Source organism: Roseomonas sp. TF40 (assembly GCF_057219975.1).
Map to the genome: position 1 here is coordinate 318,051 of NZ_JBXVVR010000002.1, position 19,254 is coordinate 337,304.

Consider the following 19,254-nt stretch of genomic DNA (forward strand, 5'->3'; position numbering starts at 1 on the left):
CCGACAACCCTGGCGCCGTCGCTGTGATGTCTCAGGGCAGAAGGATGGTGCTGCCGGTGGTGCGGCGCGCCTCGAGCGCGCGATGCGCCTCGGCGGCGTCCTTCAGCGGGAAGCTCTGGTTGACGCGGATGGCCACGGCACCGCTGGCCACGACCTCGAAGAGGCCATTGGCGCAGAATTCCAGGTCCTCGCGCTTGGCGGTGTAGGTGGCGAGCGTCGGGCGCGTCAGGTAGAGCGAGCCCTTGGCGGCGAGGATGCCGATATCGGGGATCGACACGGGGCCCGAGGCGTTGCCGTAGGAAACCATGGTGCCATAGGGCGCGAGGCAGTCGAGCGAGGTGAGGAAGCTGTCGCGACCGACGCTGTCGAACACCACGGGCAGCATCGCGCCGCCGGTGATCTCCTTTACCCGCGCCGGCAGATCGGCGAGGCCGATCACGGCATGGTCGGCGCCATGGGCGCGGACAAGCGCCGCCTTCTCCTCGGTGCTGACGCAGGCGATCACGGTGCAGCCGAGATGCTTGGCCCATTGCGTCATGATCAGCCCGACGCCGCCGGCCGCGGCATGGATCAGGATGGTCTGGCCGCGCTGCACCTTGAAGGTGCGGTTCAGGAGGAAGCAGGCGGTCATGCCCTGCAGCATCATCGCCGCCGCCTGCTCGAAGCCGATGGCGCCGGGGATCCGCACCAGGCGATCCGCCTTGATGGTGCGGGCCTCGGCATAGGCGCCGATGGGCCCGGTGGCATAGGCGACGCGGTCGCCGGGGGCGACGTTGGTGACGCCTTCGCCCACCGCCTCCACGATGCCCGAGGCCTCCATGCCGATGGTCGCGGGCAGGGCCGGGGCCTTGTAGAGGCCGGTGCGGAAATAGACGTCGATGTAGTTGAGGCCGACCGCCTTGTGGCGGACCAGCGCCTCGCCGGGCTTGGGTGCGGGCAGCGGCACCTCTTCCCAGACCATCTTCTCGGGGCCGCCATATTCATGGACGCGAATGGCATGGTTCATGGCGGTCAGGGCCCTTGGTGGGGGGGAAGGACGGAGAGGAGGTCGGGCCGCGCGGCGCGGACGGCGCGGGCCTCGAGGTCGAGGAGGAAGCGCTTGGTCGGCGCGCCCTCGCCCCCGGAATAGCCGCCGAGCGCGCCATTGGCGGCGACCACGCGGTGGCAGGGGATCAGGATCGGGATCGGGTTGGCGCCATTCGCCTGGCCGATGGCCCGCGCGGCGGTGCCGAGTTCGGCGGCGAGATCGCCATAGCTGCGGGTCTCGCCGGCGGGAATGCGGGTGAGCGCCGCCCAGACGCGTTGCTGGAAGGCCGAGCCGTGCGGGCTGAGCGGCAGGTCGAAGGCCTGGCGACGACCGTCGAAGTAATCCTGCAGCTGGGCCACGGCCTCCCGCAGCAGGGGTGTGGACGCCTGATCGCGGCCGCGGCCCCAATCGAGGGCAACGATGTGTCCGTCCTCTTCCGACAGGGTCACCTCGCCGAGCGGGGTGAGGCAGGTGCGTTGCGGCATGTTTGCAGGTCCAAGGCGCGCCATGCGCCACAACCATGGGGGCGCCGTCAAGACCGGCTGCGGGTGGCGCTTGGACGACGCGATGCGGATGGGCTGGCGGAAGAACCCTGGCACCCCACACGCGGCATCGCTACATCCCCGATCCTGCCCCTGGAGATTGCCGTGACCGACGCCCCCCCCGCCGCCCGCCGGGCGCTTGCCGACGACCCCGCCCCCTGGTTCACCGCCCATGTCTTCGTCTGCTGCAATCGCCGCCCGGACGGGCACAAGCGCGGTTCCTGCGCGGCACGGGGCAGCGAGGAGCTGCGCGACTACATGAAGGCCCGCGCGAAGGAGCTCGGCCTCAAGGGCGTGCGCGTCAATTCGGCCGGCTGCCTCGACCGGTGCGAGTTCGGGCCGACGGTGGTGATCTATCCGGAGGGCATCTGGTACCGCCCGCAGAGCCACGCCGATGTGGATGAGATCCTGGCCGCGCATCTCGTCGCCGGCGGCCGGGCGAGCCGGCTGATGCTCACCGAAAAGGACGTGCCGCCGGCCAAGGCGTGATCCGGCGCCCCGACTGTTTCACGTGAAACACGCCATGGACAGAAGGACTGCCGCGTGACGGATGCCGCGGACACGATCTTCGCGCGCGCCTCCGGCGCCGGCGCGGCGGCCGTGGCGGTGCTGCGCCTGTCCGGACCCGATGCGGGGCCTGTGGTGGCGGCGCTCACCGGCGGGTTGCCCGCGGCCCGCCAGGCGAGCCTGCGTCGCCTGCGCGCGCCCGGCACGGGCGAGACCCTCGACCAGGCGCTTGTGCTCTGGTTTCCCGCCCCCCGCAGCTACACGGGCGAGGATGCCGCCGAGTTGCATCTGCATGGCGGGCCGGCGGTGCTGGCAGGCGTGGCGGGCGCGCTGGCGGCACTCGGTTGCCGGCAGGCCGAGCCGGGCGAATTTACCCGCCGGGCCTTCCTGCACGGCAAGCTCGACCTGACACAGGCCGAGGCCATCGCCGACCTGATCGCGGCCGAGACCGAAGCGCAGCGGCGCCAGGCGCTGCGCCAGGCGGAAGGCGCGCTGGGCGCGCTCTATGCCGCGTGGACAGCGCGCGCCACAAGAATCCTGGCGCATCAGGAGGCCGCCATCGAGTTCGAGATGGACGACCTGCCCAGCGATCTCGATCGCCAGGCCCGAGCCGCCGCGGCCGCGCTGCGCGGCGAGATCACCGCGCATCTGGCCGATGGTGGGCGGGGTGAACGCCTGCGGGCGGGACTCTCGCTGGTCATTCTCGGCGCGCCCAATGCCGGCAAATCCTCGCTGCTGAACGCGCTGCTCGGGCGCGAGGCCGCCATCGTCTCGCCCATCCCCGGCACGACGCGCGACGTGGTGGAAGGGCGGCTCGACCTCGATGGCATCCCGGTGCAGATCGCCGACACAGCGGGGTTGCGCCAGAGCGCGGATTCAATCGAGCAGGAGGGCGTGCGCCGGGCCGAGGGACGGGCACGGGAAGCCGACCTCGTCCTGCTGGTCTTCGCGGCCGACACCCCGCCGGCGCCGGAGGCCCTCGCCGCTCTGGAACAGGCGCCACGGGCGCTGGTCGTCGCCGCGAAGGTCGACCTCGCCCCGGCCCCGGCGACGATCGCCGGCCATGTTGTCTTGCCCACCAGCGCGCATACCGGCGCCGGGATCGACGCCCTGCGGGCCGCCCTGGCGCGGGAAGCCGTGGCACTGGCGGCTCCCGCCGAAACGCCGAGCCTGACGCGCGCGCGGCACCGCGCGACGCTGGAAGAGGCCGCAGCGCAACTCGCACAGGCGGAGTGCGCCCCGCTGTCGGAACTCGCGGCGGAGGGCTATCGCGCCGCGTTGCGGGCGCTCGGGCGGCTCACGGGGCGTGTCGGCGTCGAGGAAATCCTGGATTCCGTCTTCCGCGACTTCTGTATCGGCAAGTAGCCGGCGTATAGGTCACGCGTGATGGACCAGATGCAGTTCGATGTCGTGGTGGTGGGCGGCGGCCATGCCGGGTGCGAGGCAGCGGCCGCGGCGGCGCGATGCGGCGCGCGCACGGCGCTGCTGACGCACAAGCGCGCCACCATCGGCGAGATGTCGTGCAACCCGGCGATCGGCGGAATCGGCAAGGGCCATCTGGTGCGTGAGATCGACGCGCTGGATGGCGTGATGGCCCGGGCCGCGGATGCGGCCGCGATCCATGCCAAGCTGCTCAACCGCAGCAAGGGCCCCGCCGTGCGCGGCCCGCGCATCCAGGCGGATCGCGCGCTGTACCGCGCCGCCATGCAGCGCCTGCTGGCGGAGACCGAGAACCTCGTGCTGCTGGAAGCGGCGGTGGAGGATCTGGTCGTCGCCCCCGATGGCCGGGTCAGCGGCGTCGTCACGGCAGCAGGGCAGCGCATCACGGCCGGTGCGGTGATCCTGACCACCGGCACCTTCCTGCGCGGCGAGATCCATCTCGGCGACCAGCGGACCCCGGCCGGCCGCGCCGGCGATGCGCCGGCCATCGGCCTCGCCTTGGCGCTGGAGCGGCTGAAGCTGCCCCTCGCCCGGCTCAAGACCGGCACGCCGCCGCGCCTCGATGGCCGCACCATCGATTGGGCGGCGCTGGAAAGCCAGCCCGGCGATGACCCGGCCGAGCCGATGTCCTGGCTCACACCCGCCATCACCAATCCCCAGATCGCCTGCGGGATCACCTGGACCACGCCCGGGACTCACGCGCTCATTCGGGAAAATCTGCACCGCACGGCGGTCTATGGCGGGCATATCCAGGGCGTGGGGCCACGCTATTGTCCCTCGATCGAGGACAAGGTGGTGCGCTTCGCCGATCGCGAGCGGCACCAGATCTTCCTGGAGCCCGAGGGTCTGGATGACCACACGGTCTATCCCAACGGCATTTCCACTAGCCTGCCGGCGGACCTCCAGGCGGCGATGATCGCGACCATCCCGGGCCTCGCTCGCACCGTCATCCTGCGGCCGGGCTATGCCATCGAATACGACCATGTGGACCCGCGCGCCCTGCGCCCGACCCTTGAACTGCGCGACGCGCCGGGCCTGTTCCTCGCCGGCCAGATCAATGGCACCACCGGCTATGAGGAAGCCGCCGCGCAGGGGCTGATGGCCGGCCTCAACGCGGCCCAGCGCGCGGCAGGCGAAACGCCGGACCGCGTGCTCGGCCGGGCCGAGGCCTATATCGGCGTGCTGATCGACGACCTCGTGCTGCATGGCGTCTCTGAGCCCTATCGGATGCTCACCGCACGCTCGGAGCATCGCCTGAGCCTGCGGGCCGACAATGCCGGGCTGCGCCTGACCGAACGCGGCCTCGCCTGGGGCTGCGTCGGCCCCCTCCGCGCCGCGCGCCACGCCGCCTTTTCCACCGCCGTGGCGGCGGCCCTCGCGCAGGCGCAGCGCGAGGAAGCCACCCCCGCCGCCCTCATCGCCGCCGGCCTGCCGATCCGCCAGGATGGCCGCCGCCGCTCGGTGCTCGAGGTGCTGGGCCTGCCCGGCATCGGTGTGGCGGAAGCTGCCGCCGCCTTCCCCTTCCTCGCCACCCTGCCGCCCGATGTCGCCAGCCAGGTCGAGGCCGAGGCGCTCTACGCGCCCTATCTGCGCCGCCAGGAGAGCGAGCGTCGCGCCCTGGCGCGGGAGGAGGCCGTGGCCATCCCCGAGGCCTTGGACTTCACCATCATCCCCGGCCTTTCGAACGAGATGCGTCAGCGCCTTGCCCGCGCCCGCCCGGCCACGCTCGGCAGCGCTGGCCGCTTGCCCGGCATCACCCCGGCTGCCATCGCGGCCCTCGCCGTGCATCTCCGCCGCAGCCCTGGAGCAATGTGCGTTCAGATGGAATCATCTGAACGCATTCCTTGCTCTAGATTCAATGAGTTGCAGAGCACGAGCTGCGTTCATCAGAACGCGGCGTGCTCTAACACGCCGCAGCCCCCGGAGCAGGGCGGGTGTTTCACGTGAAACAGGGCGAGGCCGTGTCCGACGCCCGGATCGAGGCCTTCATCGACCTCCTGCTGCGCTGGAATGGCCGCATCAACCTGGTGGCGGAGCGCGATCCGGCGTCCATTCGCACGCGCCATGTCGCGGATTCCCTGCAATTGCTGCCCTTCCTACCCCCCGGCGACGGCCCGCTCGGCGATCTCGGTTCGGGCGGTGGCTTCCCGGGGCTGATGCTCGCCCTGGCCACGGGAAGGCCGACCCATCTGGTGGAATCGGACCGGCGCAAGGCCGCCTTCCTCATCGAGGCCGCGGCACGGCTCGACTTGCCGCGCGTGAAGGTCCATGCCACGCGCATCGAGTCCGTCAGCCTGCCCCCGCTGGATGTCCTGACGGCCCGCGCCCTCGCCCCCCTGACGGAGCTTCTGCCTCATGCCGTCCGCTTCCTCGGTCCTGCCGGCATCGCGCTGTTCCCCAAGGGCCGCACCGCGGAGGCCGAAGTGAGGGCCGCCCAGGACTCTGGCTGGAGCTTCACCCTCGATCGCTTCCCCAGCCAGACCGACCCCACCGCCACGATCCTCCGCCTCAGCGACATCCGCCGTGCCGCCCCGCAAGACTGATCGTCCGCCGCCGCGCCTGCTCGCCTTCGCCAACCAGAAGGGCGGCGTGGGCAAGACGACCACGGCCATCAACCTCGCCACCGCCCTGGCCTCCGACCGGCGCGTGCTGCTGCTCGACCTCGACCCGCAGGGCAATGCCTCCACCGGGCTCGGCATCCCCCGGACTGAACGCAGCGCCGGCAGCTACGCGCTGCTGGTCGAAGGCCGGCCCCTGGCCGAGCTGATCCGCCCCACCCAGGTGCCCAACCTCGCCATCCTGCCCGCCGACCCCGACCTCGCCGGCGCCGAGATCGAGCTCGTCGGCCTGGAGCGCCGCGAGCATCGCCTGGCCGAGGCGCTGGCCGCCGGTGCCGAAGCGCTGCAGGGCTACGACTACATCTTCTTCGACTGCCCACCCTCGCTCGGCCTGATCACGCTGAACGCGCTGGTCGCCGCCGAGGGCGTGCTCGTGCCGCTGCAGACCGAGTTCTTCGCCCTGGAGGGCATCAGCCAGATCACCCGCACCATCGAGCGCGTGCGGCGCTCGCTGAACCCGCGCCTGCAGCTCGAGGGCATCGTGCTGACCATGGTGGACCGCCGCAACAACCTCTCCGAACTGGTGGCGAGCGACGTGCGCGGCTTCTTCAAGGACAAGGTCTATGAGACCGTGATCCCGCGCAACGTCCGCGTCAGCGAGGCGCCCTCGCACGGCCTGCCGGTGCTGCTCTACGATTTCCGTTCGCCGGGCGCGCAGGCGCATGTCAGGCTGGCGGTCGAATTCCTCAAGCGGGAGAGAGCGCGGCACCGCGCTTCATGAGCAGCACGCCCGAGATGACCCCCAAGCCATGAGCAGCACGCGCAAACCCACCTCCCGCCTCGGCCAGGGCCTCTCCGCCCTGATCCCGGACATGCCCGCCGGCGCCGCCGCCGAGGCGCTGCGCAACGTCCCGATCGAGGCGCTGGAACCCGGCCCCTTCCAGCCGCGCGGCGGCATGGACCGCGGCAGCCTTGAGGAACTCGCCGCCTCGATCCGCGAGCACGGAATCCTCCAGCCCATCCTGGTGCGCCGCAAGCGTGGCAGCCCGGACAGCTACGAGATCATCGGCGGCGAGCGCCGCTGGCGCGCGGCCCAGGCCGCCCAGCTCCATACTGTCCCGGTCGTCATCCGCGACCTTGGCGACCGCGAGGCGATGGCCGCCGGCCTCGTCGAGAACCTTCAGCGCCAGGACCTCAACGCCGTCGAGGAGGCCGAAGGCTACAAGCGCCTGCTCGAGGAATTCGGCCTGACCCAGGAAGCGCTCGGCACCGCCGTCGGCAAGAGCCGCAGCCATGTGGCGAATACGCTGCGCCTGCTGGCGCTGCCCGAGCAGGTGCGCACCCTGGTGCGGCTCGGCACCATCTCCGCCGGCCATGCCCGCGCCCTGATCGGCACCGCCGACCCGGCCCGGCTCGCCGCGCAGATCGTCGCGCGCGGACTGAATGTGCGCCAGACCGAGGCGCTCGCCACCGCCAAGCCCCGCCCGGCCGGCTCACCGCCGCGCCCCCAGGACCCCGAGACCCGCGCCCTGGAGAAGGAGCTGAGCGAACATCTCGGCCTGGTCGTCGCGGTGAAGCACCAGGGCAAGGGCGGCGAGATCGTGATCCGCTACCGCGACCTCGACCAGCTCGACGGCCTGGTCCGCCTGTTGACCGGCGGCGGCTGAACGGGAGGCGGGGCGCGCCCGCGCGCCCTTCAGCTCGGCCGGGCGAGGTCCTCGCGCTCGACAGGCGCGGGCGTCAGCGGCTGGTTGCCCTCGACCAGCCAGGCACGCAGCGCGCGGCGGATCTGGAACTCGAATTCGACATTGAGCGACTCCATCGCGAGCCGCACCACCTCTTCCGCGGCGCGGCTGCGCGCCGTGGCCGAAGCCCCCTCGGCCACCGTCTGGCTGCGCCGCGCCTCGGCCTCGGCGAAGCCCAGCCGCCCGCCCTCGGCGGACATCACCTCGATCCGGCAGGCCATCTCGCAGGAGAAGCGTTCGCCCGGCTCGCCGGCAACCAGGCTGGTCAGCCCACCGGCCGGCGGCAGCCGCTCGCGCGAGAAGCGGGCGCGGGTCACGAGGAAGCGCGCGCGCCCGGCCGTGCCCACAGGCACCAGCCTTTCCTGCCCCATGCGCCGCATCTCGACATCCGGGCGCAGCGTGGCCGAGGGCGCGACCGCCACCGCCCCCGGCGCCGGATCGGGGATATCCACCTCCAGCACGTTCAGGCGCAGCGGCGTCAGGTGCCGATAGCCCGTCACCAGCGGCGGCAAGGGCTGGTCATCGCCGCTGGCACAGGCGGCCAGCGCAACCGGCAGGGCGAGCGGCAGACGCAGCATCAGGCGACGCTTCATCATGGGGCGACAACTCCTTCCCAGGAACCGGGCACAGACATCAGCCGGGCGCGCCGCGGCTGCCGACCTCCGCCCGGTTGAAGCGGAAATCGAGGTTGCAGAACTCGCAGGTCATGGTGATGGCGCCGGATTCCGCCATGTGGTCCAGGTCATCCGTGCTGAACCCTTCCAGCACCTGCGCCAGCCGCGCCCGCGAGCAGCGGCAGCCATAGGAAAGCGCGCGCGCGCGGTCCAGCGCCAAGCCTTCGGCGTGGAACAGCCGATGCAGCAACTGCTCCGGGCTCAGCGCGTCATCCAGCAATTCCGCGGCCTTGATCGTGCTGGCCAGCGCCACCGCCGTGCGCCAGGCATCGTCATCCTCGGCCTCGGAGGCCGCGCCCGTCGTGACCGGCAGGCCCCCGCCGCTGGCGACGCGCTCGATCACCAGCGCGCTCGCGCGCCAGCCGGACGGGCCCTGCGCCGCGGCCAGGAAGACCTCGCTCTGCAGCTGTTCGGAGGCGCGGAAATAGGTGCCCGTCATCTCCGCGAGACTGTCGCCCTCGATCGCCACGATGCCCTGGTAGCGCTCCATCTCCGGCCCCTGGTCGCAGGTGAAGGCGAAGTAGCCATCGCCGAGCAGGGCGCGCGCGCTGGGCGCGGCGCCGTCGGCCAGCAGTGGGGCCAGACGCTCGGCGTCGGCGCGGGCATAGCCGCGCAGCGCGCCGGCATCGGTGCAATCGGCCAGCAGCATCGGCACGGGACCATCCCCCTTCGCCTGCAGGCTGAAGGAGCCCTTGTACTTCAGCGCCGTCGCCAGCGCCGCCGTCAGGGCCAGCGCCTCGCCCATCAGCTTGAGCACGGCCGGATCCTGGTTGTGGCGCGCGAGCAGCGCCTCCGCCAGCGGCCCCAGCCGCACGAGCCGGCCACGCACGGGTTTCTGGTCCAGGTGAAAGGGCTGCACCCCCCGCGGCACCACGATGTCCGGCACGGGGGGCCGGTCGTGGTTGAGGAAGGCCGGGGTGGCGGAAGGGCTGGTCGGATCGGTCAAGGGTCTGGAACCATGGGGCGAGAGAATGCGTTCAGCCCATCCTACAGCATTTCCACCGCCCCGCCGAATGGCGGCCGGCGCGGCAAGGATCGGTCAATCTCTCCGGCCGATACTGACCGCATCCGGCGCCCCGCGTGCCGCCCCGCCAGGAAGGCGAACCTCTCTCCTTCCCGGGGGTCCCCATGCCCGCCTTGCTGCTGCCGTTCCGCGCCCGCACGCCGATCCGCGACGCGCTGCGCCGCCTTCGCCGCTGGCTGAGCTATCGGCCCGAGCGCGCCTATATGCGCGGCAATGCCTTCCGCGCCTGAGGCCTGCTTACCTTTACCCGGCCGTCTTCGGCGGCCGGGCTTGCGCTGCTGCCTCTGGGTCTATTTCGGCAAAGCGGAGTGGGCCGCGAGGCAGGCGATGTCCAGGATCTGGTTCACGCTCGCCTCCATGCCCACGATCTGCACCGGCGCCGAAAGCCCCATCAGCAGCGGCCCGATGGTCTGGGCGCTGGTCAGGCGCGGCACCGCCTTGGTCAGGATGTGCGCCGTGTGCAGCCCCGGCATCACCAGCACATTGGCCGGCCCGGTGAGGCGGCAGAAGGGGTAGAGGTTGCGGCGCAGTTCGGGGTCGAGCGCCACATCCGCCGCCATCTCCCCATCATACTCGAAATCGACGCCGCGCGCGTCGAGCAGCCGCACGGCGTCGCGCACGCTGCCGGGGATGCTGCCCTTGGGATCGCCGAAGGTGGAGAAGCTGAGGAAGGCCACGCGCGGCTCCTGGCCGATGCGCCGTGCGGCGGCGGCGGCCTTGATCGCGATCTCCGCCAGCGTCGCGGCATCGGGCCGCTCATGGATCGCCGTATCCGCCACCAGCACCGTGCCCGACCGGCGCGCGAGCATCACCGTCAGGCCGAACAGCACCGTATCCGGCGCGGGATCGATCACCGTGCGCACGCCCTCCAGCGTGGCGGCATAGCTGCGCGTCGCCCCGGTCACCATGGCATCGGCATCGCCCTTCGCGACCATGCAGGCGGCGAAGACGTTGCGGTCGAGGTTCACCAGGCGCTGGCAGTCGCGCAGCAGGAAGCCCTCCCGCTGGCGCTTCTCGTACAGCCACTCGGCATAGCTGCGATTCTGGTCGGACAGCCGCGCATTCTGGATCTCGATCCCCTCCGGCAGCGGAATGCCCAGCCCCGCCACCGTCTCCTGGATCCGATCCTCCCGCCCGATCAGCACGGGCGTGCCATAGCCCGCATTGCGGAAGGCGATGGCGGCGCGGATCACGCGCGCCTCCTCGCCCTCGGCGAAGACCACGCGGCGCGGCTTGGCGCGCACCCGCTCGGCGATCGCCTCCATCGCCCCCGCCGTGGCGTCGAGCCGCCCGGCGAGGTCGCGCGCATAGCGGTGCAGGTCTGCGATCGGCTTGCGCGCCACGCCGCTTTCCATCGCCGCCTTCGCCACCGCCGGCGAGATCCGGCTGATCAGGCGCGGGTCGAAGGCGTTGGGGATAATGTATTCGGGACCGAAACGAAGTGCCTTGCCCCCGCGCGGCCCCGCACCGGCCCCGGCCACTTCCTCCGGCACGTCCTCGCGCGCCAGCATCGCCAGCGCCTCGGCCGCGGCCACCTTCATCGCGTCGTTGATGGTGCTGGCCCGCACATCCAGCGCGCCGCGGAAGATGAAGGGGAAGCCCAGCACGTTGTTGACCTGGTTCGGATAGTCGCTGCGCCCCGTGGCGATGATGCAATCGGGCCGCACCGCGCGCGCCTCATCGGGCGTGATCTCGGGGTCGGGATTCGCCATCGCGAAGATGATCGGATGCGCCGCCATCGAGCGCACCATCGCGGGTGTGACCGCCCCCTTCACGGAGAGGCCCATGAAGCAATCCGCCCCCTCCATCGCCTGCGCCAGGGTGCGCGCCGGCGTCTCCACCGCATGGGCGGATTTCCACTGGTTCATGCCCTCGGTCCGGCCGCGCCAGATCACGCCCTTGGTGTCGGCGAGGATCACGTTCTGCGGGCGGATGCCCATGGCCTTCACCAGCTCGGCGCAGGCGACCGCCGCCGCACCCGCGCCATTGATCACGAGCTTCACCGATTTCAGGTCGCGCCCCGTGAGGTGGCAGGCGTTGATCAGCCCCGCCGCGGCGACGATCGCCGTGCCGTGCTGGTCGTCGTGGAAGACGGGAATGTCCATCAGTTCGCGCAGGCGGCTCTCGATGACGAAGCATTCCGGCGCCTTGATGTCCTCGAGGTTGATGCCCCCGAAGCTCGCGCCAAGGTAGCGCACGCAGTTCACGAACTGGTCCACATCCTCGGTCGAGACGCACAGATCCATCGAATCGACATCGGCGAAGCGCTTGAACAGCGCCGCCTTGCCCTCCATCACCGGCTTGGAGGCCAGCGCGCCGAGATTGCCCAGCCCCAGCACCGCCGTGCCGTTGCTGATCACCGCCACGAAATTGCCCTTCGAGGTGTAGTCATAGGCCAGCGACGGGTCGCGCGCGATCTCGACGCAGGGCGCGGCCACGCCCGGCGAATAGGCGAGCGAGAGGTCGCGCGCGGTGGTCAGCGGCTTGGTCAGCCGGATCTCCAGCTTGCCCGGCCGCCCCTCGCGATGCATCGCCAGCGCTTCCTCATCCGTGACCCGGGCGGTGCGGGTGTCGCCCTTGATCTCAGCCGGTGCCTTGCGCGCGTCGTCCATGGTGCTCGATCTCCCTCTTGGGTCCGTTATGGAACCAAGCGCGCGGCGCGGGAAGCGGGGCGCTTCGCAGGTGCGAGCCGACGCGCTACGGATTGCGCGTGACGGAAGCCATCCCGCGCGCCTTCGGCGCGACTCCCGCCCTGGCCCAATGGTTCGCCGCCAAGGCCGCGCATCCCGATGCGCTGCTCTTCTTCCGCATGGGCGATTTCTTCGAGCTCTTCTTCGAGGATGCCGAGCGCGCCGGCCCCGCCCTCGACATCGCGGTGAGCCATCGCGGCGAGCACCAGGGCCAGCCCGTGCCCATGGCGGGCGTGCCCGCCCACGCCCTGGAACCCTATCTCGCGCGCCTCATCCGCCAGGGCTTCCGCGTCGCGATCTGCGACCAGATGGAGACGCCCGAGGAAGCCAAGCGCCGCCGCGCCCCCACCATCCGGCGCGAGGTGATCCGCGTCGTCACTCCCGCCACCGTCACCGAGGACGGGCTGCTCGACGCCACGCGCCCCGCCTGGCTGCTGGCGCTGGCCGAGGAGGCTGGCGAGGGCCTCGCCGCCGCCTGGCTCGACATCTCCACCGGCGCCTTCGCCACCATGGCCCTGCCGCGCGCCGAGCTCGGCGCGCTGCTCGCCCGGCTGGAACCGGCCGAGGCCGTGGTCCCGCCCGAGCTCGCGGGACATCCCGACCTGACCGGCAGCGCCCTGGGGCGCCTCGCCGGGCGCATCGCCGAGCGCATCCCGCCCCGCGATCCCGCAAGGCTGCTGCGCGAGGCCTATGGCGTCGCCACGCTCGACGGCTTCGGCCGCTTCGAGGCCGCCGAACTCGCCGCCGCCGCCCTGGCACTGTCCTATGTGCGCGAGACCCAGGCCGGCGGCCTGCCGCGGCTCGACCCGCCCCGCCCGCAGGGCGCGGCCGCCGGCACCCTTGCCCTCGACGCGGCGACGCGCCGCAGCCTCGAGATCCTGCGCGACCAGCGCGGCGGGGCGGAGGCCACGCTGCTCGCCGCCATCGACCGCACCCTGACCGCCGCCGGCGCGCGCGAACTGGCCGCGCGCCTCGCAGCCCCGCTCGCGGATCTCGCCGCCATCACGGCGCGGCATGAGGCGGTGGCCTTCCTGCTCGGCGATGCGTCGCTGCGCGGCGCGCTGCGCGCCACGCTGAAGGGCGCGCCCGACCTGGCCCGCGCGCTCGCGCGCCTTGCCGTCGATCGCTTCGCGCCCCGCGACCTCGCCGCGCTGCAGATCGGCTTCGCCCGGGCCGAAGCGGCCCGCGGCGCGCTTGCCGCCGCGCAGCTTCCCGCGCCCCCCCTGATGCTCGCCGCCGCCGCCGCGCTGGGCCTGGATCCCGCCCTCGGCGCCGAGTTCACGCGCGCGCTCAACCTCGAAAAGCTCCCGGCGCGTCTGGAGGAAGGGGGCGTGATCGCGCCCGGCTATGATGGCGAGCTCGATGCCCTGCGCCGGCTGCGCGACGGGGCGCGGGAGGCCGTGGCGGCGCTGCAGATGGAACTCGCCCAGGCCTGGGGCGTGGCGAGCCTGAAGATCCGCCACCACCAGCAATTCGGCTTCCTCGCCGAACTCCCCGCCGCCGCCGGGCAGAAGCTGATGCAGGCCCCGCCGCAGCCCGGGTCCCTGGCGCCCATCCATCGCCAGACCATGGCGAACGCCATGCGCTTCACCTGCACCGCGCTCGCCGAGCTGGACCGCAAGGTGGCCGAGGCCGGCGAGCGCGCGGCCGCGCGGGAGAAGCTCTGCGTGCAGCACCTCAGGCGCCTCGCGCTCGATTCCGGCAGCGCCATCGCCGCCGCGGCCCAGGCGCTCGCCGAGCTGGACCTGCACGCCGCCGCCGCCACCCTCGCCGAGGCCGAGGGCTGGTGCCGCCCCGAGATGACCGAGGGGCGCGACTTCGCCATCCAGGGCGGCCGCCACCCGGTGGTGGAGGCGATGCAGAAGCGCGCCAGGGGGCCCGCCTTCGTGCCCAATGACTGCGACCTCTCCGCGGGGCGGCGGCTCTGCCTGCTCACCGGGCCGAACATGGCCGGCAAATCCACCTGGCTGCGGCAGAACGCGCTGATGGTGGTGCTCGCCCAGGCCGGGCTCTTCGTGCCCGCCCAGTCGGCGCGCATCGGGCTGGTGGATCGGCTGTTCTCGCGCGTCGGCGGCGGCGACGACATCGCCGGCGGGCGCTCCACCTTCATGGTCGAGATGGCCGAGACGGCGGCGATCCTCAACCAGGCCACCCAGCGCTCCCTGGTGGTGCTGGACGAGGTCGGCCGCGGCACCGCGACCTGGGATGGGCTGGCCATCGCCTGGGCGGTGCTGGAGGCGCTGCATGACCGCATCCGCGCGCGCGCCATCTTCGCCACGCATTTCCACGAACTCACCGCGCTCGCCGGACGCCTGCCGGAGGTGCAGCTGGCGAGCCTGAAGGTCACCGAGTTCCGCGGCGAGGTCGTGTTCCGCCACCTGGTCGTCCCCGGCGCGGCCGAGCGGAGCTGGGGCGTGCATGTCGCCCGCCTGGCCGGCGTGCCGCGCCCCGTGCTGGCCCGCGCGGCCGAGGTGCTGGCCGCGCTCGAGGCGCGCGCGCGCAGCGGCGGCCGCGATGCCCTGGCCGAGGAGCTGCCGCTGTTCGCCCAGGCCCCTGGCGCGGCCGCGACGCCTGAACCGCCCCCGGATGCCACGCCGCTGCTCGCGCTGCTGGCAGGACTCGACCTCGATTCCCTCTCGCCGCGAGACGCCCAGGCCGCGCTCTACCGCGTCAAGGCGCTCGCCGAGGAAGTTTCCGCAGCGCAGCACGAGAAGCCTGTTATGCCGCCGAGTGACAGGTTAGTGTGACACGAATGACCGTCAGACTTGGCCAGCCGTCTCCCGCGGCGGGCACCGCCCCCTTCATGTCGCCCGACCAACCGGAGGTCCTGCCGGACCTGATGGCCGGCCTGTTCGACAAGGAACAGCCGGTGCCGCGCGACATGGCGCTCGGCCTGCTGCGCCGCCAGCTGGGCCGCATCCAGGGCCGCGTGCAGCGCGCCTTCGAGGCGCATGAACTCTCCGGCCTCGGCGCCGCACGCTGGCTCGCCTCGCTGACCGATGGCGTGGTCACCGCGCTGCATCGTTACGCCCTGGCCGTCTGCCAGCAGGCCAGCCCGGCCGCGCCGGTCGAGCCCCGCTTCGCGCTGATCGCCACCGGCGGCTATGGCCGCGGCGTGCTCGCCCCCTATTCGGACATCGACCTGCTGTTCCTCTCGGACCAGCCGCTCGGCCCGCAGGGACGGCGCGCGGTGGAGTTCATGCTCTACCTGCTGTGGGATCTCGGCCTGAAGGTCGGCCATGCCACGCGCACCCTGCCCGAATGTCTCGAGGATGCGCGCGGCGACCTCACCATCCAGACCGCGCTGATCGACGCGCGCTTCGTGGATGGTGAGCGCCCAGTCTTCGAGCGTTTCGACGCCGCCTTCATCGCCGCGCGCACCGCCTCCGGCCTCGCGCCCTTCCTGATGGGCAAGCGCGCCGAGCGCGCCGCGCGCCATGCCCGCTACGGCGAGAGCCCCTTCCTGGTCGAACCGCATGTGAAGGAAGGCCGCGGGGGCTTGCGCGACCTGCAGACGCTCTACTGGCTGGCGCGCCATGCCTTCGGCGTGCAGCGCATGCCCGAGCTGGTCGGCCCCCAGAGCCCCGGCGGCGGGCTGCTGACGCCACAGGAAGCACGCGCCATCCGCCGCGCCTGGAACTTCCTCTGGACCGTGCGCTTCCACCTCCACTACGTCACCGGCCGCGCCGAGGAACGCCTGACCTTCGACCTGCAGCCCGTGGTGGGGGCCCGCATGGGCTATACGCGCCACGGCATGCAGGACGGTGTCGAGCGCTTCATGAAGCACCTGTTCCTGACGGCGCGCGACGTGGTGCGGCTCACCCGCCTGCTGGAACCCGCGCTGGAACGCGCCGCCCTCGGCCCGCCCGCCGTGGTGCCGGCCGGCGATGCCGAACTTTCCCGAGCTGGCATGGCGCTGGCGGATGGCAAGGTACTTTTCGCGCCGGATCGCCAAGTGGGCGATGACCCGGCCATCATGCTCCGCCTGCTGCGCGCCGCGCGCGACCGCGGGCTCGACATCCATCCGCTGGCCCATCGCGCGCTGATCCGCAACGCCCGCTTCGCCACGAAGCTGCGCGACGACCCGGCCGCCAACACGCTGTTCCTGGACCTGCTCTCGGGCCGCGACCCGGCGCGCTGGATGCGCGTGCTGAACGAGGTCGGCTTCCTCTCCCGCTACATGCCGGACTGGGCGCGCATCGTCGGGCTCATGCAGTTCGACACCTACCATGTCTTCACGGTGGAGGAGCACACGATCGAGGCGATCGGCGTGCTCGGCGCCCTGGAACGCGCCGAACTCGGCGAGATCGCGCCCGTCGCCTCCGAACTGATCGGCCAGGTGCAGTCGCGCCGCGCGCTCTATGTCGCGATGATGCTGCACGACATCGCCAAGGGGCGCGGCGGCGATCATTCCGAGCTCGGCTCGCAGATCGCGCTCGAACTCTGTCCCCGCCTCGGCCTGACGCCGGAGGAGACCGAGACCGTCTCCTGGCTCGTGCTCAACCACCTGCTGATCAGCGCCACCGCCTTCAAGCGCGACATCGACGACCCCAAGACCATCCTCGACATCGCCGAGACGGTGCAATCGCCCGAGCGGCTGCGCCTGCTGCTGGTGCTGACGGTGGCCGACATGCGCGCCGTGGGGCCGAAGGTGTGGAATGGCTGGAAGGCCACGCTGCTGCGCGAACTCTACTGGCGCGTGGCGGAGGTGCTGGCCGGCGGGCTTTCCGTGCCCGAGCGCGACACGCGCGTCGCCCGCGCCCGCGCCGCCGCCGCCGCGCTGCTCGCCGGCCACGACAAGGCCGAGACCGAGCGCTTCCTCACGCTGGGCTATCCCGGCTACTGGCTCTCCTTCGACCCCGAGACGCATGCCCGCCACGCCGAGATGATCCGCGAGGCCGAGGCGGAATCCGCCCCGCTCACCGTGCGCACGCGGGTGATCGAGGCGCGCTCCGTCACCGAGGTCACGGTCTATTGCTCCGACCATCCCGGCCTGTTCAGCCGCATCGCCGGCGCGCTGGCGGTGGCGGGGGCGAGCATCGTCGATGCGCGCATCCACACCATGACCAACGGCATGGCGCTGGACACCTTCTGGGTGCAGGATGCCGCCGGCGGCGCCTTCGACGCGCCGCATCGCCTCGCGCGCCTCTCCGTGCTGATCGAGCAGTCGCTCTCGGGCCGCCTGCGGCTGGAGGCCGAGATCGCCAAGGTGCGGCGCGAGCCCGCGCGGTTGCGCGCCGTCACCGTGCCGCCGCGCGTGGTGGTGGACAACCACGCCTCCAACACCCACACCGTCATCGAGGTGAATGGCCGCGACCGGCCGGGCCTGCTGCATGACGTGACGGCGGCGATCAGCGGCCAGGGGCTGCAGATCGCCTCCGCCCACATCACCACCTATGGCGTGCGCGCGGTCGATGTCTTCTACGTGAAGGACGTCTTCGGCCTGAAGGTGGAGAATGAGCGCAAGCTCGGCGCGCTGCGCAGCGCGTTGCTGATGGCGCTCGGTGCGCCGGACGTGACCAGCGCCTCCCACATCAGGGTGGTGTAGAAGGCTTTTTGGTGCCCTCAAGCGGCGGGCGCGGCCTCCGGCCGCTCGGCCAGCTTCGCTGGCCGCAGGTCATCACGCCGGGCCGTTGGTATCAGACCGCTTCGCCGTCTGCCTTTCCCGGCAACCACACGCTGAAGGTGGCACCCTGGCCTTCCTCGCTCTCGATCAGCAGCCGCCCGCGATGGCGATTGACGATGTGCTTGACGATCGCGAGCCCGAGCCCCGTGCCCCCCGTCGCCCGGCCGCGCCCGCGATCGACGCGATAGAATCGCTCCGTCAGGCGCGGGATATGGTGCTTCGCGATGCCCGGCCCGTCATCGGCCACGCTGAGCACCACGCCGGGTCCGGCCGGCCAGCGCGCCGGGTCCGCCGCCGGTGCCACGCGCAGCCGCACCACCCCACCCGGCCTGCCATGCCGCGCCGCATTCTCCAGCAGGTTGCGCAGCACCTGGCCGAGCTGCTCGGGGTCCGCCGGATCCGCCATGGCGCCCGGTGCCAGATCCGCCGCCAGCTGCACCTGCCGGGCGCTCAGCACCGGCTCCAGCGCCTCCGCCTCGCGCGCCGCCAGCGCCGAGAGGTCCACCGCACCGACCGGCGCCTGATGCTCGGTGATCTCGATGCGCGACAGGCCGAGCAGGTCGTCGATCAGCAGCCGCATGCGCTCGGACTGCTCGGCCATGATGCCGAGGAAGCGCGCGCGGGCCTCCGGATCATCCTCGGCCGGGCCGCGCAGCGTCTCGATGAAGCCGATCAGGCTGGCCAGCGGCGTGCGCAACTCATGGCTGGCATTGGCGACGAAATCGGCGCGCATGCGCTCCACCGCGCGATCGCGCGTGCGGTCGGAGAGCAACAGCACCAGCCGCCCGCCATCGGCCAAAGCGGGCTCCATCGGGATGACATGCACGCGCAGCTCGCGCGCCACCGGCACGGGCAGGGCGATGTCGGCCAGCTGCGGGCGCTGCGCGGCGCGGGCGGCGTCCACCGCCTCGGCCAGGGTCGGGTGGCGCAGCGCGGCCGCGAGGTCGCCCCCGCCGCTGCCGCCGGTGCCGAACAGGGCCCGCGCGGCGGCGTTGGCGCGCAGGGGCTGCGCATCCTCGTCCAGCACCACCAGCGGGTCGGGCAGGGATTCCACGATCGTCTCGTCCGCCCGGCGCAGGCGGCCCACCAGCTCCGCCCTTTCGCGCTGCGTGCGGGCGAGGCGGCGCACCGCCTCCGCGATCTCCTCGACCGAGGGAAGCAGCGCCGGGCCGAGCACTTCCGGCACCTCGCCCCCGCCATCCTCCGCGCGGTGCAGCGCGTCGCGCAGACGGCGCAGATTGCCGAGCCAGATGCGCGCCACCACCAGCGCAGCGCCGATGGTCACGCCGAGCGCCAGCAGCCCCGCGCCGGGCTGCACCGTCTCGGTGGCCAGCAGCAGGACCAGCGCCGCGGCCGGCACGCCCCCCACCATCAGGGCCGCCGTGACCAGGCGGCCGGCGGGGGGCGCCACCGGCATGGGC

Annotated in this window: 15 protein-coding genes; 9 read left to right on the top strand and 6 right to left on the bottom strand. The window is 72.3% G+C overall.

Annotated elements, in window-relative coordinates; translation table 11 throughout:
* Window positions 1-31 precede the first annotated feature (31 nt).
* Together AC2D9U_RS07545 and AC2D9U_RS07550 are read right to left on the bottom strand one after the other, a co-directional pair.
* Complete coding sequence (locus AC2D9U_RS07545; RefSeq protein WP_484747799.1) at window positions 32-1,006, bottom strand: quinone oxidoreductase family protein; 975 nt, start codon at window positions 1,004-1,006, stop codon at window positions 32-34.
* Between the two features lie 5 nt (window positions 1,007-1,011).
* Complete coding sequence (locus AC2D9U_RS07550) at window positions 1,012-1,512, bottom strand: methylated-DNA--[protein]-cysteine S-methyltransferase (RefSeq protein WP_484747801.1); 501 nt, start codon at window positions 1,510-1,512, stop codon at window positions 1,012-1,014.
* A 162-nt stretch (window positions 1,513-1,674) separates the two neighbouring features.
* Here AC2D9U_RS07550 and AC2D9U_RS07555 point away from each other — a divergent pair, with 162 nt between their 5' ends.
* From AC2D9U_RS07555 to AC2D9U_RS07580, 6 genes are read left to right on the top strand one after another with little or no spacing between them, the layout of a single operon-like run.
* Complete coding sequence (locus AC2D9U_RS07555; RefSeq protein WP_484747803.1) at window positions 1,675-2,058, top strand: (2Fe-2S) ferredoxin domain-containing protein; 384 nt, start codon at window positions 1,675-1,677, stop codon at window positions 2,056-2,058.
* Between the two features lie 54 nt (window positions 2,059-2,112).
* Entirely contained in the window at window positions 2,113-3,441 is a 1,329-nt protein-coding gene (gene mnmE, locus AC2D9U_RS07560; RefSeq protein WP_484747804.1) for a tRNA uridine-5-carboxymethylaminomethyl(34) synthesis GTPase MnmE, read from the top strand.
* Between the two features lie 21 nt (window positions 3,442-3,462).
* Window positions 3,463-5,463 carry a tRNA uridine-5-carboxymethylaminomethyl(34) synthesis enzyme MnmG gene (gene mnmG, locus AC2D9U_RS07565; RefSeq protein WP_484747806.1) on the top strand — a complete coding sequence of 667 codons (2,001 nt, stop codon included), beginning with the start codon at window positions 3,463-3,465 and terminating at the stop codon, window positions 5,461-5,463.
* Window positions 5,451-6,059: a 16S rRNA (guanine(527)-N(7))-methyltransferase RsmG gene (rsmG, locus tag AC2D9U_RS07570; RefSeq protein WP_484747807.1), complete on the top strand. Its 609-nt coding sequence runs from the start codon at window positions 5,451-5,453 to the stop codon at window positions 6,057-6,059. Before mnmG ends, rsmG begins: the two co-directional genes overlap by 13 nt.
* On the top strand, window positions 6,040-6,855 hold the full coding sequence (locus AC2D9U_RS07575) for a ParA family protein (protein ID WP_484747808.1): 816 nt from the start codon (window positions 6,040-6,042) through the stop codon (window positions 6,853-6,855). The genes rsmG and AC2D9U_RS07575 overlap by 20 nt, the downstream gene beginning before the upstream one ends.
* 28 nt (window positions 6,856-6,883) lie before the next feature.
* Window positions 6,884-7,741: a ParB/RepB/Spo0J family partition protein gene (locus tag AC2D9U_RS07580; protein ID WP_484747810.1), complete on the top strand. Its 858-nt coding sequence runs from the start codon at window positions 6,884-6,886 to the stop codon at window positions 7,739-7,741.
* 29 nt (window positions 7,742-7,770) lie between these two features.
* Here AC2D9U_RS07580 and AC2D9U_RS07585 read toward each other — a convergent pair whose 3' ends face one another.
* Window positions 7,771-8,415: a hypothetical protein gene (locus AC2D9U_RS07585; RefSeq protein WP_484747811.1), complete on the bottom strand. Its 645-nt coding sequence runs from the start codon at window positions 8,413-8,415 to the stop codon at window positions 7,771-7,773.
* Window positions 8,416-8,452: 37 nt separating this feature from the next.
* A complete protein-coding gene (gene hslO, locus AC2D9U_RS07590; RefSeq protein ID WP_484747813.1) occupies window positions 8,453-9,439 on the bottom strand; it encodes an Hsp33 family molecular chaperone HslO in 987 nt (328 codons plus the stop codon).
* 182 nt (window positions 9,440-9,621) lie between these two features.
* On the opposite strand from hslO, the gene AC2D9U_RS07595 reads away from it, so the two are divergent.
* Window positions 9,622-9,747: a hypothetical protein gene (locus tag AC2D9U_RS07595; protein WP_484747814.1), complete on the top strand. Its 126-nt coding sequence runs from the start codon at window positions 9,622-9,624 to the stop codon at window positions 9,745-9,747.
* Between the two features lie 60 nt (window positions 9,748-9,807).
* On the opposite strand, the gene AC2D9U_RS07600 is transcribed toward AC2D9U_RS07595, so the two are convergent.
* Window positions 9,808-12,129 (bottom strand): NADP-dependent malic enzyme, encoded by a 2,322-nt coding sequence (locus AC2D9U_RS07600; protein ID WP_484747815.1) that lies wholly within the window; start codon window positions 12,127-12,129, stop codon window positions 9,808-9,810.
* Between the two features lie 98 nt (window positions 12,130-12,227).
* On the opposite strand from AC2D9U_RS07600, the gene mutS reads away from it, so the two are divergent.
* Window positions 12,228-14,954 carry a DNA mismatch repair protein MutS gene (gene mutS, locus AC2D9U_RS07605; RefSeq protein ID WP_484747817.1) on the top strand — a complete coding sequence of 909 codons (2,727 nt, stop codon included), beginning with the start codon at window positions 12,228-12,230 and terminating at the stop codon, window positions 14,952-14,954.
* A 56-nt stretch (window positions 14,955-15,010) separates the two neighbouring features.
* On the top strand, window positions 15,011-17,755 hold the full coding sequence (locus AC2D9U_RS07610; RefSeq protein ID WP_484747818.1) for a [protein-PII] uridylyltransferase: 2,745 nt from the start codon (window positions 15,011-15,013) through the stop codon (window positions 17,753-17,755).
* Between the two features lie 91 nt (window positions 17,756-17,846).
* Here the strand turns inward: AC2D9U_RS07610 and AC2D9U_RS07615 are convergent, their stop codons facing one another.
* On the bottom strand, window positions 17,847-19,250 hold the full coding sequence (locus tag AC2D9U_RS07615) for an ATP-binding protein (RefSeq protein ID WP_484747820.1): 1,404 nt from the start codon (window positions 19,248-19,250) through the stop codon (window positions 17,847-17,849).
* Window positions 19,251-19,254 lie beyond the last annotated feature (4 nt).